The organism is Lichenicola cladoniae (assembly GCF_013201075.1).
GTDB classification, from domain to species: domain Bacteria; phylum Pseudomonadota; class Alphaproteobacteria; order Acetobacterales; family Acetobacteraceae; genus Lichenicola; species Lichenicola cladoniae.
On record NZ_CP053708.1, the window covers coordinates 1,885,271 to 1,899,680 of the forward strand.

Annotated in this window: 16 protein-coding genes; 7 read left to right on the forward strand and 9 right to left on the reverse strand. The window is 65.6% G+C overall.

From position 1 onward, the window contains the following. Positions 1 to 69 precede the first annotated feature (69 nt). The 8 genes from HN018_RS08720 to HN018_RS08755 are packed head-to-tail and all read right to left on the reverse strand — an operon-like array spanning position 70 to position 8,278. Positions 70 to 849 carry a PIG-L deacetylase family protein gene (locus HN018_RS08720; protein WP_171835926.1) on the reverse strand — a complete coding sequence of 260 codons (780 nt, stop codon included), beginning with the start codon at positions 847 to 849 and terminating at the stop codon, positions 70 to 72. Then, positions 846 to 2,075 carry a glycosyltransferase family 4 protein gene (locus tag HN018_RS08725; protein ID WP_171835925.1) on the reverse strand — a complete coding sequence of 410 codons (1,230 nt, stop codon included), beginning with the start codon at positions 2,073 to 2,075 and terminating at the stop codon, positions 846 to 848. Before HN018_RS08725 ends, HN018_RS08720 begins: the two co-directional genes overlap by 4 nt. Further along, the gene (locus tag HN018_RS08730; protein ID WP_171835924.1) at positions 2,072 to 2,902 is read right to left on the reverse strand and encodes a sugar phosphate isomerase/epimerase family protein; all 831 of its coding nucleotides are present in this window, start codon (positions 2,900 to 2,902) and stop codon (positions 2,072 to 2,074) included. Before HN018_RS08730 ends, HN018_RS08725 begins: the two co-directional genes overlap by 4 nt. Continuing rightward, positions 2,880 to 4,415 carry a YcaO-like family protein gene (locus tag HN018_RS08735; RefSeq protein WP_171835923.1) on the reverse strand — a complete coding sequence of 512 codons (1,536 nt, stop codon included), beginning with the start codon at positions 4,413 to 4,415 and terminating at the stop codon, positions 2,880 to 2,882. The genes HN018_RS08730 and HN018_RS08735 overlap by 23 nt, the downstream gene beginning before the upstream one ends. After that, positions 4,412 to 5,257, reverse strand: a complete 846-nt coding sequence (locus tag HN018_RS08740; RefSeq protein ID WP_171835922.1) for an MBL fold metallo-hydrolase — start codon at positions 5,255 to 5,257, stop codon at positions 4,412 to 4,414. Before HN018_RS08740 ends, HN018_RS08735 begins: the two co-directional genes overlap by 4 nt. Continuing rightward, complete coding sequence (locus HN018_RS08745; RefSeq protein WP_171835921.1) at positions 5,248 to 6,252, reverse strand: Gfo/Idh/MocA family protein; 1,005 nt, start codon at positions 6,250 to 6,252, stop codon at positions 5,248 to 5,250. Before HN018_RS08745 ends, HN018_RS08740 begins: the two co-directional genes overlap by 10 nt. Continuing rightward, complete coding sequence (locus HN018_RS08750; RefSeq protein WP_171835920.1) at positions 6,252 to 7,379, reverse strand: class I SAM-dependent methyltransferase; 1,128 nt, start codon at positions 7,377 to 7,379, stop codon at positions 6,252 to 6,254. The genes HN018_RS08745 and HN018_RS08750 overlap by 1 nt, the downstream gene beginning before the upstream one ends. After that, positions 7,376 to 8,278, reverse strand: a complete 903-nt coding sequence (locus tag HN018_RS08755) for a hypothetical protein (RefSeq protein ID WP_204259706.1) — start codon at positions 8,276 to 8,278, stop codon at positions 7,376 to 7,378. Before HN018_RS08755 ends, HN018_RS08750 begins: the two co-directional genes overlap by 4 nt. Before the next feature lie 418 nt (positions 8,279 to 8,696). On the opposite strand from HN018_RS08755, the gene HN018_RS08760 reads away from it, so the two are divergent. Genes HN018_RS08760 through HN018_RS08770 form a run of 3 tightly spaced genes read left to right on the forward strand, consistent with a single transcriptional unit; the run spans position 8,697 to position 10,116 of the window. Beyond that, positions 8,697 to 8,879 (forward strand): hypothetical protein, encoded by a 183-nt coding sequence (locus tag HN018_RS08760; RefSeq protein ID WP_171835919.1) that lies wholly within the window; start codon positions 8,697 to 8,699, stop codon positions 8,877 to 8,879. Continuing rightward, complete coding sequence (locus tag HN018_RS08765; protein WP_171835918.1) at positions 8,866 to 9,363, forward strand: DUF427 domain-containing protein; 498 nt, start codon at positions 8,866 to 8,868, stop codon at positions 9,361 to 9,363. Before HN018_RS08760 ends, HN018_RS08765 begins: the two co-directional genes overlap by 14 nt. Positions 9,364 to 9,366: 3 nt before the next feature. After that, positions 9,367 to 10,116 (forward strand): SDR family NAD(P)-dependent oxidoreductase, encoded by a 750-nt coding sequence (locus HN018_RS08770; RefSeq protein WP_171835917.1) that lies wholly within the window; start codon positions 9,367 to 9,369, stop codon positions 10,114 to 10,116. Positions 10,117 to 10,125: 9 nt separating this feature from the next. Here the strand turns inward: HN018_RS08770 and HN018_RS08775 are convergent, their stop codons facing one another. Beyond that, a complete protein-coding gene (locus HN018_RS08775) occupies positions 10,126 to 10,758 on the reverse strand; it encodes a DUF1345 domain-containing protein (RefSeq protein WP_171835916.1) in 633 nt (210 codons plus the stop codon). Between the two features lie 232 nt (positions 10,759 to 10,990). Here HN018_RS08775 and HN018_RS08780 point away from each other — a divergent pair, with 232 nt between their 5' ends. The 4 genes from HN018_RS08780 (at position 10,991) to HN018_RS08795 (ending at position 14,394) form a co-directional block, all read left to right on the forward strand. Next, complete coding sequence (locus HN018_RS08780) at positions 10,991 to 11,197, forward strand: cold-shock protein (RefSeq protein WP_171835915.1); 207 nt, start codon at positions 10,991 to 10,993, stop codon at positions 11,195 to 11,197. A gap of 52 nt (positions 11,198 to 11,249) precedes the next feature. Beyond that, complete coding sequence (locus tag HN018_RS08785) at positions 11,250 to 11,447, forward strand: hypothetical protein (protein ID WP_239479149.1); 198 nt, start codon at positions 11,250 to 11,252, stop codon at positions 11,445 to 11,447. 106 nt (positions 11,448 to 11,553) lie between these two features. Next, positions 11,554 to 12,195 (forward strand): PAQR family membrane homeostasis protein TrhA, encoded by a 642-nt coding sequence (gene trhA, locus HN018_RS08790; protein WP_172443469.1) that lies wholly within the window; start codon positions 11,554 to 11,556, stop codon positions 12,193 to 12,195. Positions 12,196 to 12,339: 144 nt separating this feature from the next. Next, positions 12,340 to 14,394 (forward strand): phospholipase C, encoded by a 2,055-nt coding sequence (locus HN018_RS08795; RefSeq protein ID WP_171835913.1) that lies wholly within the window; start codon positions 12,340 to 12,342, stop codon positions 14,392 to 14,394. Positions 14,395 to 14,410 lie beyond the last annotated feature (16 nt).

Consider the following 14,410-nt stretch of genomic DNA (forward strand, 5'->3'; position numbering starts at 1 on the left):
CCATGAACCCGATGATGGTGCGCACCGCCCAGCGTGGATGCGCGGCGAGCTTGCATGATCCCGGCCTGTTCACGTGGCCGGCTCCAGGATCGCTGCCAGCGCATGGTCCTGGCCCGGCGCCGCCTCGATCCGGAACCACTCAATCGTCCCCGCCGCATCGAGTGCCATGGCGAGCCCTTCCGGCCCGCCGAACTGGAAACCGAGCTGGGTCGCGTAGGCACTGCAGACCCTACGCTTGCGCGCAACGTCGATGGTGACCGCGCACTCCGGAAGATCCGACATCGCGCCCGCGAACGGCTCGGCCGGCTCCGCGGTGCGTGCGGCGTATGGAAAGTCTCGCCACCACAGCACCGGAACCGCGACGGGAAGCTCGCGCAACGCGTTCACCGTGACGACATGATCGACATGGCCGCCAATGCCCTGCGGCGCCAGAACCAGCGCCGGCGTCGTGACCGCGAGCAGTCCTGCGATCGTGCCCATCACGGCGGTGCCAGCCTCGTCGCTTGCAAGCACCGGCCCGAACAACGCAGCGGCCGACGAATATCCTCGATGCGGCGCCTCGGGGAAATCCATCCACCGCGTTTCTGCGCCGGCAATCGAACAGGCGGCTGCATCCTCGTCGCGGCGCAACGCCATGTAGTCGGTGCTGGCCGGCAGACCCTTGTCCAGCTGGCAGGCCAGCGCGAAGCCGGTAGGGGACGCGACCGACCGGGTGAACAGGGTTGCCACCACCACCCGCCATCCGGCCGCGGACAGCCGTGCCAGCGTGCCGCCGCAGGAAAACACCGCATCGTCGAGATGCGGCGACACTGCGAGCGCGATCGGGGCCGGGTTGGGCGAGGCTGTCACAGCAGGTGCGGTGCCTCCCGATAGCGGCAAGGGGTCAGCGGCAGCACCGGATCGAAACCTGTCGCGGCAGGCTGTCCGCGAACGGTCGCATAGACATCCATGATGCTCCGTCCCACGGACTCCCACGAATAGGTCAGGCGGCATTCCTCGAGCGCCGCACTCGCGAGGCGACGGCGCAACGCGGGATCGCCGATCAGCCGGCGCAACGCTTCCGCCTGTGCCGGAACGTCGCCCGGCTGCACCAGCAATCCGTTCTCGTCGTTGCGGATGCAGTCCATGACGCCGACCGCGACGCAGGACAGCACCGGCAATCCGCTGGCCATCGCCTCCAGCACGGTGTTCGAGAAGCCCTCGGCATAGGTCGGCGACACGAACACATCCTGCCGGTGATAGATCGCCGGCGCGTCGTCATAGGCGGCATACCCGCTGAACCCGACCAGCGCCTCGATACCGTGCGACGCCGCGCGTTCCCGGGTCGCGTCCAGGTCCGGCCCGATCCCGGACACGGTGGCGGCGAACGGGATGCCGTCGCGGTGAAGCAGCGACAGCGCGTCCATGAAATCGAGCGAGCCTTTCCGCCGGTCGACGCGGCCATGATACAGCAGCCTGACCGGGTCCGCCGCGTCGCCGAGGGTGCGGCCCGGCTCGGGTGCGAACCGATGCACGTCGACCGCGCCTGGAACGATCGTGAAGAGCGAGCGCGGCACCGACAGTCGCTCCACCACCTCGTGCGCGAAGCTTTCGCAGCCGATCAGGACCGCGTTCGCATTCTCCAGCACGCGCAGCATGCCGAGCCGGTGCGTCTCGCAGCATGATCCGACCCAGTGTCCATCGCCGCCCTGGATCGAAACCACGCAGGGAATGCCGAGTTCACGGCCGGCCAGCAACACCGCCCAGCCGTTCGGATACCCATACTGCGCATGCAGGATGTCGAACGGTGCTCGCGCATGTTCTTCACGGATCGTGGCGATCATGTCGTCGATATCGCGCTCGAAATCGCCGCCGTTCTCCTCGCCGAGCGAGCGCCGGCCGATGATCTTCACGCCGTCGAGCCCGGGTGGCGGGCCGCCGCCATAAACGCGCGTGCCGACCGGATCGCCGCGATACTGGCTGATCATCGTGACGTCGTGGCCTGCCGACACCAGCTGGCGCAGCAGGTTTTGCGCATAGACGCTCATCCCGCTGACCGCCGGAAAGTAGCGTCGCGAGCAGAACAGGATTCTCATCGACGGCAATCGTTCAGCCAGCGGCGGGCATCGGGCACCATCCGGTCCGCACGCCCACTGTCCGAGGACAGCTCGACGCACACCAGGCGGGAAAATCCGATCTGCTCCAGAGCGTCCAGGCAGCCGGGAATATCCATGTCGCCGTCGCCGAACGCGAGATGCACATGATCGCCGCGCTTCATGTCCTCGATCGAGACGCTGCCGATCCGGCCCGCGAACTCCAGGATCGCCGCTGCCGGGTCACGCTCCTGCGTCACCATGACATGGCCGAGATCGAGTGCCAGCTGCAGGCTCGGGAATGCCTCGGCGATACGCACGAAATGATCGACGGTGCCGACCATCATTTCCGGTTCCGGCTCCATCGCGGCGGAAACTCCCACGCGCTCGGCACGCGCCAGCACCTGCTCGACGCCCTCGTGCAGCCAGTCCCACGCCTGGCCGAGCTCGATCCCCGGCTTGGGGGAACCGGACCAGAACGACATCACCTCGGCCTGCAGGATCTGGCCGATATCCAGCGCCCTCTGCAGATAGGCGAGCCGGTAGCCGCGTCCATCGGCGGTCGGGCTGACCAGGGTCGGCTGGTGCTTGTCGCGCGGATCGAGCAGGAACCGCGCGCCGGACTCGATCACGCAGCCGAGCCCGCGTGCCTGGAGATCCGCGGCGAGCGCCTCGGCCCGTCGCTCCCAGCCCGCATTCATCGGGTCGAGATAGTCGTGATCCAGGGTCAGCGCGACGCCGTCGTAACCCGCGTCGGCGATCAGGGAAACGGCATCCGTCATGCGATGATGCACGGTGCCGTTGGTATTATATGCGTACCGGAGCGCCATCTTGGTCCTCGATGAATGTCGGTGTTTGTGCTGAGCCGGACGCGTCATCCTGCGCGCGTCGCGATCGCAGGATCTGGGCGGCGAAACAGCCGGGTTCGCGATAGAGCGGGTAGAGCTGGTCGACGATGCGGTCCGCGCGAGCCGCGTCGAACCAGGCCGGTCCGCCGGCACGACGCTCATCCGCCGGCCGCATCCTGACGGGCAGGGCGCCTTCGCGCGGTGCGTCGAGAAGCATGGGGTCGTTCCGGTCGCGCAGGCGTCGCACGCCGCGCCAGCCGATGCGGTGGTAGCTCATGGTTTCGCTCTCAAGCCCCGGCACCACCACCTTGACCGTCTGCACCTTGTCGTCCGGACCCCGGAACGCGACGTAGAAAGCCTCCAGCCCCTCGCTGGCAAGTCGGTCCTCGAGAACCCGCAGCCGGTCGGTTGAGCGGCTTACGGTCTCGGCGCCGGTCTGCGGCAGCGACGACAGCCTCAGCGTGCGCCGGTGCGAGAACACGGTGTCGGCCAGGCGGGCGCGCAGGGACGTGGCATCCTGGTCCAGCCATTCGGCCATCGCCTGCAAGGCACGCGGCTCCTCGTGCTCGAGCTGCACGTCATCGAGCTGCTGGTCCACATGTGCCGCCGGCATCACCCGGCGGCATTCCTCGATCGTGCCGTGCGTCGCCACCTTCCGCACACGCGAACCGCAGAACTCGAGCAGCGCCTTGCGGAGTGCGCGATCACGATCCGGATGCGAGGCCTCGCCGCATGCGGTGACCTGCAGTGGCGAACCGGGCGCATCGTCGTCGCCCACGACATACAGGTTGGTCATCCCGAAATCGGTGGCCGCCAGCTTGGCCGTGACATGGATGCCGAGCGTTTCCAGACGGTCGAGCAGCCCGCGCACCGCCGGGTCCGGCACCGCATCGAGCTCGATGACCAGCCCCTGGTCGAGCGCCCGGTAGCCGATCACGTTGCCGTCGCGCTGCAGCAGTTCCATGATCCCATGGCCGATCGCGTAGTCGAGGTCGAAGCCCGCGCCGAGACCGTTGGTGATCGGCGTGATCAGTTCGGGCCCATGATCCAGATCGAACCCGTGCGAGGCGATCCAGTCCATCGGCAGCCAGATCGCCGCTTTCGACAGGCGGCTTCCCTCGACCCAGGTCAGCGGGCGATCCGGCGCATAGCCGGAGCCGGCGGGAAGGCACAGCGTCAACGGGTCGGCCACGGCGTCCACGCCATGCTCCGCCACCATGTCTTCGTACGACGCCCTAGTGCCGCGGTTCCGTGCCAGCCAGGCGTTGCAATGCACTTCCTCGCAGAGTTCGCCGACTGCGCCGACTTCGCCTTCGATCGGCTCGAAGCCGTAGCCATGGCCGGTCATCAACGGCAATCCCGGCAGCAACAGGTTGGCCTGCACCACCGGGACGCCGGTACGATCGAGACCGTCGATTCGCATCATCGACAGGGTGCCGCCGGCCGGCAGGGCGGCACGGTAGGCGGCTGCGACCTGCTCGAGCGTATCCGTCATGCGTAGGTCCTGCCGCGCAGCTCGTCGATCGGGATATGCCGTACAGCCGGTGGCCCGCGCATGCCGTCATCGAGAACGGCGAGCGCCATTTCGGTATCGATACCCGGCGCGTGCTCGAAAGGCGTGCAGATCGTATCGAAGTCGAGCGACGCGATCACGTTCCGGTAGCGGCACAGCTCGAGCGGTGTAAGCGGGATGTTCTTGTGGAATGCCTTGTGCGTCGAAACGGCCAGGCTTTCGCCGGCCTCGTTCTGATCGACCTTGAATGCATCCCCGCAGAACAGCATCCGGCGGGTAGGATCATGCAGCACCGACTGGCCCTCGTAGTGACCACCGACCTGCCGCAGCGTCTGTCCGGTCGGGAGCACCAGCGCGTCGTCATACGGCCACGTGACGCGAAAGGCCTTGGTCAGCCATAGATCCTCGCGCTGGATCGCGACGATCTCCGGGTCGAATTCCTGCTGCAACTGCCAGAGCGCGCCATATCCGTGCACGTGGCTGGCTGCAAGAATACGAATGCCGCCAAGACGCCTTATCTCGTCCAGCATCGCCGGCGTGTAGTAGGGTGCCGCCTCGAAGGCGATATTTCCCTCCGGATGCAGCAGCAGCCAGCCGGTGCCGTTCAGGCCGAACGGCGGAGACGTCGAGAACGCCACCACGTCGCGACCGATGGTGCGCCAGCGTCCCACCAGCCTGGACGCGACATCGGCTTCGCTTCGGAAATCCCAACCATTCTCGGGCAGGTCGTTGCGCGTGTCGGTGCAGACCGGGCAGTCCGGCGGCGTTGCGAAGTAGCGCTGCCAGTGTCCGCAATTCGAACATGCATAGTAGCTCAGGGGCATGCGGCACTCTCGTAGCATCGGTGGAGCAGGCGCATCGTGTGCAGGTCGCGCACGGCATCGAAGCTGTGCGCCGTGCCTCGAACCGCATCCGAGAACGCCGCCATCTGTCGCGTGAAGGGCGAGACATCGAGGTCGGACACCGGAAGCGCCGACCGGGAGCCGGTATCGGCATCGATGAACGTGACGCAACCACCCGCGTCCTGGCCCATGGTGTTCTCGGCCACGAACATTCCGGCGGTACCGACGATCTCGAGCCGGCGCCGTGGCAGCGCGTCCGGGTGGTTGTACGCAACCGACAACGAGACCAGCACGCCGGACCCGGTCGACCCGACCACGACCGCCCCGTCATCGACCGGATAATCATGCACGCGCCGTTGCGTCATCGCGGTGATCGAGCAGATCGGCTCGTCGAGCAGGAAATCCACGAGATCTATCCCGTGCGGCGCGAGGTCCATCAGCGCCCCGCCACCGGCGCGTGCCTGGTCGATCCGCCAGTTGTCGACGCCACCGTTCGGCGACCAGTCCGCAGGCAGCCAGCAGGCATAGGTGATGCGGATCGCGGTCACCTGGCCGACGCGTCCGGACCGGAGCGCGTCGCGGATCGCACGGTGCGCGGGATGATGCCGCTGGTCGAACGCCGTGCCGTAGAGAACGCCGGCCCGGGCCACCGAAACAGCCATGGCTTCCGCCTGCTCCAGCGTCGCCGCCATCGGCTTCTCGCACAGCACCGGCTTGCCGGCCGCCGCGGCAGCGCCGACCACGGCACCGTGGGACCAGTTCGGCGTGGCGACATACACGGCGTCGACCGCCGGATCGGCCAGGAATGCATCGAGCGTCTCGTGCCAGTTGGCTCCGGACCGGCGCACGGCATCCGCGGCACCCGCGCCGGTATCGTGCACCGCGACCAGCCGATGGCCGGCGGCGATGATTGCCGGCATCGCAAAATCCTGCGCCACCCAGCCGAACCCGACGATGCCCCATCCGACCTGACGCATTACCAGCGCTCCGGCAGGTCGAGCAGTTCGCGGCGCCTTGCCCAGGACCGGGTCGCCTCGTCGAGCCTGGCGCGCGGCGGGCAGGGCGACCGCAGCGGGTAGGTGGCCCGTGGCCCGTATTCGGCCTCGTATCGTGGCGACGGCCACGTCACCGCCCCATCGGCGCGGTACAGGGGGTTGCGGCGAAGCTCCGCGCCTTCCGATGGCACCGTCAGCAGGCCGACCGCTGCCGAGCCGGGCCGACCGCGCATCACCGCGAATGCCTCGACGGTCTCGAGTTCGGTCGGCTGCACACTGCGTGGCTGCCGTCCATCCGCGGCGGCCACGGTCAGCTCCGCGTCGTCGTAGAAGGTGCCGTCCGCGAATAGGGCCACCAGCTGATCGACCGTGATCGCCGATCCCGCCGACAGGTTCGGCCAGTTCCGGTTATGGATATGCCCGACCAGCAGCGTGCCAGCATCTGCCAGCGCGCTCAGCCGATCCAGGATCTCCTGCTTCGGCTCCAGGAAATAGAACGCGTCGTGACAGCACACGAGATCGAAGCGCTGGCTGCCGACCGGCCATGGGCTTCCTGCATCGAAACAGACCAACTCGCTCGCCGGCGAAACGAACTGGCGCGCCAGCCACAACTTGGCGAACACGATATCCGCTCCGGTCGTGCGGACGCCATGCTGGGAGAGGGCGCGCAGATGATGACCGATCCCACAGGCGAGTTCGAAAGCCGATCGCGGCGACGACCAATGCGCCTCGACCAGCGACAGACCGGCAATGAAGCTCGGATCGCTCCACCGGTGCGCGAAATAATCGGCGACCGGGCCCCAGCTCAGCAGTGCCATCGCCTCGCGCAACGTCAGCGTCGCCCGATCCCGCACCAGCCGACGCAACGCGTCCGGCTCGGCCACCGGACCGGTCCACCACGCATCCTGGTCGGCAAGCAGCAGCACCAGCGCCTCGTCGGCCCGGCCGGCATCGAGTTCAGCCAGCACCGCGGACACCAGGGCGTCCCGTCCGGTACGCAGGTATGGGATCCCTTCCACCACCGGCCATCGCGACGTGCCATCGGAGACGGAATGGGCACTGTCCGCCCGTAATGCGAGACCGGTGACCGGCGAGAGCAGGTCCATCATGCGAGCAGACCGGCTTCCCGTAGCAAATCATCCTGGAACATCTTGACCGGGCCTGCATGAACCAGCGCCATGTCGTTCAGCACGAAATCCAGCGTGACTTGGCCCGGACGCAGATGCTGGTCGATTTGCCAGACGCGATCGAGAGTGTCGGCAGCGTGGAACGCGCGGCCCTCGGGAGAAGCCACGTCGGGAAGGATCCGGCGCGCCACGCGCACTTTTTCGGCCAGTGCCGCAGGCAACTGGTCGAGGCATAGCGTTGTGGCACGCTGCATCAGCGGTTCCAGATGTTCCCCGAGCAGCATTTCGCCGCTGAACCCGGAGTCCGGCATGAACGCGTTGTGCAGATGATGCGACATCGATGCCAGCCACACGGTCGCCGGGTCTGCGCCGTAAGCCGGGGCCAGGAGAACACCATATAGGGCAACGATCGCGCAGTGCTCGGCATGATTCTCTGCCGGCTCGAACAGGAGCCGCTGCAATCCGGGACAGGTGACCCCGGCTCGAGGCTGGGATGCGAGCCGGTCGACGAAGTCACTGTCCCGGGTCTCATGGTCTGCCTGCGGCTCTACGCTTGCCACCATCGAAACGATCGCCCCGGGCAATCCGGCGGACATGTCCGCCACGCCCGAACGCTGCACCGCAATGGCCTCGGAAACCCTTAAACCGAGTGCGACGAGAGTCTCGATATCAAGGTCACCGAGCCGCGACGCGGCGAGTAGCTTGAAGACGCTTTCCCGCATCGCCTGATCTATGGAGCGACCGCCGACAAGCAGCCGCCAATCCCGCCGGAATGCACGCTCGGCAATCGATCCCGAGCGTCTCGCTGTCCGCACCCGCTTGAGCTCACCTAGTTCCCGTAGCGTCGTGAGCAGGCCGGGACGGATTAATGCATCGGTCAAAAAACCTCCCGGGGCCCATATCCAGCACAGGTTGTCGAAATCGTTGAGCGGGGGAAAAGTTCCGTGAACAGCGCTGCCTCATTCGTTCACCTTGGTGTGGCGCGGAGTTCGGAACGTCATGACACGCAGTGGCAATCCTACCCTGCAGCTGGCATTCCGTTATGGCGGTTCGACACCACACCTCGCCGAACAGGATCAGGCAGGTCGCAAAAATTTGCACGCACAGACAGGTTGATTTTCTATCCAGGGTGACAAGTCAAAGTATTCCGCGCACGGTCGAATTTTGTTCGAGCGTGTCGATCTGCTTGAACGCTACCGCCGCGATCGATCGTATTGTCAGGCAAGGTCGCGGCAAGTCCGAAGGCTGGATCATCAGGCACCACCGGCCCATGTTGTGAACGTGCGTCGAGCCGGCTGCATGGCGGTGCTCGAAATCCAGGAGGGATACATGCTGGAAAGATTGATGCCGATCACGGCGATCCTGGTCACGCTGGCCGTGTCGGCCTGTGCTCCCGCCGAACGATCGGGAGCGAGCGATGGTCGCGGCGCAAGCGTGAGCGGGCCGTATATCGGCGGGGGAGGCGGCTATGGCGTCCACTGAGGATCTCCCTGCCGCTTCGGGCATCGAGGATGTCTGGACCTACCCCCGCCCGCCTGCGCTTCAGCGGGTCCCGCAGCGTGTGCGGATCATGTTCGGTGGACAGACCATTGCCCTGACCGATGCCGCATGGCGTGTGCTCGAGACGTCGCATCCGCCGGTCTATTACCTGCCGCCGTCTGCATTCCCGGACGGCGTGCTGGAGCCGGCGCAGGGCACCAGCTTTTGTGAATGGAAGGGCCTGGCGCGATACTGGTCCGTTCGGTCGGGCAGCCAGTTCGCCGAGCGAGCCGGCTGGAGCTACCCCGAGCCCGACCCCGCCTATGCGGCCCTGCGCGATCATGTCGCCGTCTATGCCGGTGCCATGCAGGCCTGCTTCGTCGGCGACGAGCAGGTGACGCCGCAGCCGGGCGGATTCTATGGCGGGTGGGTCACCCGTAACCTTAAGGGTCCGTTCAAGGGCGGGCCTGGCAGCATGGGCTGGTAGTCGATGCGATCCTTCGAACCGGGTGGCAGTGCGGTCGTGGTCGGTGCCGGTGGTGGCATCGGCGCGGCGCTTGTTTCCGGATTGCTGCAGACCGAGGCGTTTTCCTCCGTCTGGGCGTTGTCGCGCGACGGCGATACCGGGCGCGACGGCAGGCTGCGGCGTGGCCGCATCGATGTCGGGGACGAACCCAGCATTGCGGCCGCATGCCTTTCCCTGTCGCTTGGGGTCGAACAGGGTGCCGGGCCGATCCGGCTGGTGATCGTGGCGACGGGCATGCTGCACAGGCCGGGAATGCAGCCGGAGAAGACCTATCGGGCGCTCGATGCGGACGCGCTGATGCTGAGCTACCGGATCAACGCGATCGGGCCGGCACTGGTCGCCAAGCACATGCTGCCGTTGCTCGCCCGGCCCGGCCGAGCGGTATTCGCGGCGCTCTCGGCGCGGGTCGGGAGCATCGGCGACAACCGCACCGGTGGCTGGCACGGCTACCGGGCGTCGAAGGCGGCGCTCAACATGATCCTGCTGAACCTGGCGATCGAGACGCAGCGGCGTGCACCGGACACGCTTGTTGTCGGGCTGCATCCCGGCACCGTCGATAGCGGCTTGAGCCGGCCGTTCCAGCGCGGTGTCGCCGAAGATCGGCTGTTCACGCCCGCGCATTCGGCGGACCGCCTGCTCGCGGTGATCGACGGACTGGGCGCCGGGGACAGCGGCCGGGTGCTGGACTGGTCGGGGCAGGTGGTCGTGCCCTGACCACGTAGCTTAGCCGGCGAGGGATGCCGCGATGTTCACACCAAGGGCTATCACCGCGGTGTTGAACAGGTAGGCCACCATCGAGTGCGCCAGCACCAGCTTGCGCATCGACGCCGTCTGTGTGGACACGTCGCTGACCTGACTGGCGACCGCAACGCAGAACGAGAAATACAGGAACTCCGACGAGTTCGGCCTGTCGTTGCCCGGGAAGATCAGGCCACCGCGCTGCCAGAACTCATGCGCGTAGTGTGTCGCGAAAATCGTGTGGATGAAGAACCAGGACAGCAGCACGGTGACGCCGCCGAGCCCCTCGAGGAAGCCGCCATGCGCCTTGCCGTGCGCGTGCGCCAACTCGAACACGATCGCGCCCAGCGACGCGACCGCAGCCACGATCGTGGCGCCGAGAATGCCCAGGCGTCCCTCATCGAGCAGGTCCGCGATGCGCTTGAGGCTTTCGGGCGTGGTGCGCCACATGATCGCCAGGAACACTGCGCCGTAGGCGACGATTCCGACATCCCAGCCGATCAGTGCCGACGTGACCAGCCCCAGCCGCGTGCCGGCCAGCATCGCCACGAGTACGGCCACGCCCAGGCCGGTCATGAGCGAGGGGCGATGTCGGAGAGGGTTGATGAAGTTCGGCATCTGGTTCCGTGCGTTGATGGGCGTTGGCGCGCCGGTGCGGCCCGCATGGGGCTAACGTCGGTTTGGCGATTGTATTTTCCGGCAGGGGCTTTATATTCGAGAAATCGGCTGTCTTTTCGGCCGGGAAGATACGATCCCTACGTAGTAACGCACGTCGACTTCAAAGTCTCCCAATCGGAAAGTGGAGTGGTCCACATCGTCGTGGATTGCAGGCCTATCAAGGAGACTTGCGATGTCAACAGGTACAGTGAAGTGGTTCAACAGTCAGAAGGGCTATGGTTTCATCCAGCCCGACGATGGTTCGAAGGACATCTTCGTACACATTTCCGCCGTTGAGCGTGCAGGCCTGACCGGTCTGAACGAGGGTCAGAAGATCAGCTACGAGCTCGAGCGTGGCCAGCAGGGCAAGGTCTCTGCCGGAAACCTCCAGGCGAGCTGATTTCGCTGGTTAAGACGGCCCCGCTTCGGTGGGGCCGTCGAAAGGACTCGTCATGAGTATGCCGAAGTTCGGGATCGGCGACCGCGTCTCGTTTGTTCCCGGCAAGTATGACAACAACATCACGCGTGGCGTCTATACAGTCGTTCGTGCCATGCCCGTCACCAATCAAGGCTATCAATACCGGGTCAAAAGCCTGCGTGACAGCCATGAGCGGGTGATCGACGAAGTTCAGCTCGCGTCTGCGTCCTGAAACTGCGGCCTTGCCTGAAGATCGGGCCGTAGAAACGGGAGAAGCGGTGTCCGGTGACGGTTCCGTCGATCCTGTCGCCGATCGAAGCCCTCGCAATCCTCGCCATATGAACTTCCCGACCTATCGCGACGACGAAGCGGCAGCAGACCGCGCGATCCACATCGTCGGCCTGATCGTGGCGTTCGGCGGCCTGTCCTGGTTGCTCGCCCGCAGCCTTCCCAACACGAATGTCGCCGGGGCCGTAGCGCTCATCGTCTACGCCGTTGGCGTGCTCTGCATGCTCGGAGCGTCGGCCGCCTACAATCTGTGCCCGCCGAGTCCCCTCAAGGCGACCCTGTGCCTGGTCGACCGATCGATGATCTTCGTGATGATCGCCGGCAGCTACGCGCCGTACGCCCTGCACGCGCTCCCGCCCAACATCGGCCTGCCGCTGTTCATCGTCGTCTGGACACTGGCCCTGGTCGGGGTGGTGCTGACCCTGTTCTGGTTCGAGCGGTTCCAGAAGGTGTCGCTCTGGCTGTATCTCGGCATGGGCTGGCTGCTGGTCGCCGTGCTCCGACCGCTGATCGCCTGGCTGCCCCCAACGGTGCTGTATCTGCTGCTTGGCGGCGGCCTGACCTATTCGCTCGGCACCGTGTTCCACAGTTGGGAGCGGCTCCGGTTCCACAACGCGATCTGGCATCTCCTGGTACTGGTGGCGGTGCTGACGCATCTGGCTGCGATCATGCTGATTTTCACACCGCATTAACGCATAGTCTCGCAATCACCCCGACCGACCAAAAACCTTAACAAAACCTCGATAGTCGATTTCGACAAACTGTTTCAAAAGAACCACCGGCAGCAACGATGCGGCGCCAGAATTAACAGATCCAACCTGCGGTGGTGAGACGACATGACCTTCAAAACCTGGTGCAGGTCGACCTGCGCCTTTGCCGTAACTTTCGCGATGATGCAGCCGACCGTGGTGTTCGCCCAAGAGGCTCGCGGCGACGTGACGATCGCACCGCACAGCAGCGATCTCGTGCAGCGCTTCGCCACGGACATGGCCAAGCAGCCCGTGATGACCACGGCCGACAAGATCAAGCTGCTCCGCAAGCGCGTCAAATACGTGTTCGTCCTGTATCAGGAGAACCGCTCGTTCGATTTCTACTTCGGCACCTTCCCGGGCGCGCACGGCCTGTTCACGCAGTCGGCGGCCAACACGCCGGGCTTCAAACAGAAGATCGTGAACACCGACGGTAGCGTCGGCACGATCTCGCCGTTCCTGATTCCGCAGACGGTCACCACCGCGTCCGGCAAGACCATCCCGATCTATCCGGCCGATACCGCGTCGATCGATCATTCGCACAGCGGCATCGACAACAGCCAGCATTACGTGAACGGGATTTCGCAGAACGACCGGTTCGCGCTCGACGAGGAGGGCCTGACCACCGACGCGAAGGGCACGATCGTCAGCACGAAGACCGGCCTGGCACCGGCAGCACATCCTACGCTGATCCAGAAGCAGATGGCGGAACTCGCCATGGGGCATGTGGACTGCGACACCGCGCCATACCTCTGGCAGTTCGCCGACCGCTTCGCGATGTTCGACAACTTCCATATGACCGTAGCGGCTCCGTCCACCCCGAATGCGCTGGCCCTCATCGCCGGCCAGTCCGGACTGACCCAGTGGGCGCTGCATCCCGGCGAAGCCAGCAGCAACACGGCCAGCCCGGTCGTTGCGACGAGCGGCGGCGAGCCGATCGTCGCCGATCCGGGCCCGTTCCCGGGTTCGGATCTCGACACGTCGCCGATCAAGCCGCCCTATAACCCGAGTGACGAGAATCCGGCGACCCCGGCTCTCAACCAGACCTATGCGAGCCTGCCGCTCTCGTTCATGGGCAAGGACATTCTCAAGACGGTCTCCACCGACCAGAACCCGGCGCTCGACCTCGTCGACATCCAGCACGACATCAAGACCATTGCCGGCGACGGCAAGAAGCCGACCGACTGGGCGTGGTTCCAGGAAGGCTACGATGCGGAACCGACGGACTCGGCCGCCGTACCGCTGCATAGCAGCTACATCATCCATCACGATGCACCGCAGTATTTCGGCTACATCGCCGACAACCCGGCCGTTGCGAAGAGCCATCTCTACGGGCTGCAGGATTTCTTCAGTGCGATCCAGTATCGGCAGTTCCCCTCGAAGGGCGGCGTCGCTTACGTTCGCGGCGGCTATGACAACAACGATGGCCTGGTGCCTGTCGATCCGAACAGCGCGGTCCGGGCGGCATTCCCCGGCAGCGACGATCATCCCGGCTATTCCGACGTGCAGATCAGCGAGCAGCTGCTGGCGGACGAGGTCAACGCCATCGCGGCCAGTCCGTACTGGAAAGACAGCGCGATCATCATCACCTACGACGAGACGGACGGGCTTTACGACCACCAGTCCAACACCACGCGCGTGCGTGATCCCGAGGGCAAGCCTCTCGAGCCGTCCTCGCGCATCCCGGCAATCGTGATCTCGCCATACAGCAAGGCGCACGCGATCATCAGCCAGAACTCCGAGCACAGCTCGGTCATCAAGCTGATCAACGAACTGTTCGACCTGACCCCGCTCGCCGATCTGCCCGACGAGAAGCGTGGCGTGAAGCTCGGCAAGGCGCAGTTCGGCCAGGACTACATGGGTCCGGCCGACGCCAACGTTCCCGGCATCGGCGACATGCTCGCCGCCTTCGACAACTCCCGCCTGCTCGGCACGACGGCGCCGCTGCCGGCGTCGTATGCCGAGATCCAGCCGGGCCAGAAGCCGAGCCTGCCGCATTACGCGGGCGGTGGTTGCTACACGCTCAACATCGTCCCGACCGACTATGCACAGAACAAGCTGCTCGATCCGGCGCCCGCCGACTTCAACCCGCGCCCCGCACTCACTCCGGGCGTGCCGACCTCGGGTACCTGGACGCCCTGATCCATCCGGTTCAGTT